Origin of the sequence: Hydrotalea sp. (genome assembly GCA_030054115.1) — a bacterium.
In the GTDB taxonomy this organism is placed as follows: Bacteria; Pseudomonadota; Alphaproteobacteria; order JASGCL01; family JASGCL01; genus JASGCL01.
Genome location: JASGCL010000077.1, coordinates 1 through 2692, shown reverse-complemented (window position 1 = coordinate 2692; position 2692 = coordinate 1). Strand labels below are relative to the sequence as shown.

Genomic DNA, 2692 nt, shown 5'->3' with positions numbered 1-2692 from the left:
TGATTTGTTGAAAGATGTTTTTGGTGAAACGCACGCTAAAATAACGAAGTGATAGTGCGAATAAATTGCCAAGGTTAGTTCGCCAACTTGATTTTTTATTCTTATAACTTTTTTTATATAAAAAACGTTACACGCCCCCCCCTGGCTAAAGCACGCCGACGGGCATTGCGGCATCACTATCTTCTCTACCTTTTTTTTGTGAGAAATTGCGCCAAAGCCTCCATTGCTTCAGCCGCCGACGAGGGATAAAAACAGGGAGCGAAGCGACCATGTTTTTTGGGTGGGTTCGTGCAACCTTTCCCTAATAAAAAACCCATAATAACTTAAAAACCAATTGCCCGCCACCTGTTTGACAATTAAAGACAAAAGGCGTATAAATTCATCACTAGGTGGTGCAATGGCATTTGGCCATTGCAGACAATCAAGCCTCATGAGAAAGGGACATATCATGAAAAAGAATTTATTCACTAAAATAACGGCCACGCTGTTAATTACATCCACGCTATCCAGCGCGGTTTTCACCACCCACGCCAATGCGCAAACCGCGGCCTCGTCCTCAAGCAGCGGAGCGGTAGGACAAAAATTTGCAAATGTCGGTAACGGCACGGGCGCGAACGGCACATTGCTTGCCAACGCAGTCGCGGGGAAATTATTGTTAAAGGCCGATGTCGGTTATGTTTACGGCTTTGGCGGCGATTGGAATAAATCAACCGCCGCAACCGGTGCCAGTGGCGGCAATAATGCCACAGGGGCCGGCACCGTCGGTTACGGCGTCAGTTTGGGCTGGACTCATAAATCGGGGTTAGGCCTATCCGCCGATTATATGGGGTTCGACCACAAATGGACCGGCGACGGCACAAGCGGCGCGAACGATTCCCTTGCCCAATATAATTACGATACAAAATACAATGTGGTGACATTCGTGCCAAATTATCGGCTAAAACTTGATAAGGCAGATTATTGGGGCGTGCGATTCGGTTTGGGCTTGGGCTTTAGCCTTTCCAATATCACTTGGGCGCAACAAACTGGCGGTGCACAAAATGGGGTACGGGTCGCCGGCGGGGCAGTCTATTCCGGTGCACCACAATGCCCTCTGCGGAAGGATGCCGCATCTGACAGTGCCGGCCAACCAGCATTGGCTAATACATGTGAACTTAGCGGGGCAGACGTCACTGATGACTCGATTGCCAGTTGGTTAATCAACGTCGGTGTTACGTCTGACGGCCGCCAACTTTTACATATACCAACCTCGATAATCATTTTCACCGAGGGCACCAACGGCCCGGTTGCCGCCGGTATTTTAAGCCAAGTAAAAAAAGCGACCGATGACGCCAGGGCGGCCTGCACCGCCCAGGGCGCGGCTTACATTTATACAATTGCCAATGGCGCCTGCACCAGCCCCTCCGGCAATGGTTCGGCAAATGGCGGCACGGGTTTTGTCATTGCGCCGCAGGTGGCGGTTGAATATGACAATGGTTTATTGCACGCCGATGTGAATATGAAATACCTGCATGAGGTTGTGGCGGTGCGTTACGCCGGGTCACAAGCCGCGCCGCAGGTTTCGTCTATCCCCGCGACAAACCCCGCCAAGGATTCAGATTCCATCGCCTACACCAGCAAAGCCGGCCCCCTTGCCCTCTTCATCGGCGCGGGTTTGGGCGTTAATTTTTAATCGGCATAACTTATGAGATAAAAACCATTAAGGTTTTTCTTTGCCGGTTAATTCTTGGTATTTTTTAAAATCGGCCTCGGCCAATTTTTCCAATTCCCGCGCCCGCGATTCGTTGCCCTGCGCACGTTCTACTTTCGCCCAATCTTGGAATGTTGTGCCACGCCTTTTAACTATCTTTGCATCTTGTGGATTTAACTGTAGGGATTTGTCATAACCTGCAAATAGCTCGTTTAAAATCTTCTATCGCTTCTTCATATTTCTTTAATGCGATTTTAGCCTCACCGCGATTATAGTAGGCATCTGTATATTGCGGGTTTAATTCTATGGCTTTATTAAAATCGGAGATAGCCTCTTTATATTTTTGCAATTCGCTGTTTGCCAAGCCACGATTAACATATGCGCCAATATTTCCGGAGTCTAGTTTTATAGCTTGATTAAAATCTTCTATGGCTTCTTCATATTGGCCTAAGATGCCTTTTGCAGCACCTCGGTTAACATAAGCCTCGATAAACTTTGCATCTAATTTGATTGTTTGGTTGTAATCTTGGATAGCCTCTTTATGTTGGCCAATGTGGTCTTTTGCAAAGCCACGATTATTATATGCGCTCGCATATTGAGGATTTAGTTTTAAGGCTTGGTTAAAATCTTCAATAGCTTTGATGTGTTGACTTAGATTGTTTTGTGCATTACCGCGATTATTATAAGCTATTGCCAATTTTGGATATAGCAATATGACTTGGGTAAAATCTTCAATGGCTTCGTTATCTTGTCCCAGCATGCCTTTAGCAACGCCTCGATTAATATACGCGCCAGCATCTTGCGGATTTAATTCTATCGCCTTGTCATAATCTTTAATGGCTCCAGCATAATCACCGGCTTGGTATTTAGCGTTACCATCATTAAAATAATCCTTCGCGCTTTTTTCTTCTTTTATTTCAAAATATTTTACCCACCCTTCAAAATCTGGGAAGAGGGTTATGGTGTTAATATCAAATAATTCGTTTAATGCTTTTTTAATAT

General features: G+C 45.9%; 2 protein-coding genes. One reads left to right on the top strand and one right to left on the bottom strand.

Annotated features, from left to right (window positions below; genetic code table 11):
• Nucleotides 1-448 precede the first annotated feature (448 nt).
• Nucleotides 449-1672, top strand: coding sequence for a hypothetical protein (locus QM529_07675; GenBank protein MDI9314533.1), 1224 nt, complete (start codon nucleotides 449-451; stop codon nucleotides 1670-1672).
• A gap of 208 nt (nucleotides 1673-1880) precedes the next feature.
• Here the strand turns inward: QM529_07675 and QM529_07670 are convergent.
• The coding region (locus QM529_07670; GenBank protein MDI9314532.1) for a tetratricopeptide repeat protein at nucleotides 1881-2692 on the bottom strand (812 nt) is incomplete at its 5' end.

What these genes read in the sequence shown, in the direction of transcription:
- QM529_07675 (MDI9314533.1), top strand. Translation starts at nt 449, where the DNA reads ATGAAAAAGAATTTATTCACTAAAATAACGGCCACGCTGTTAATTACA.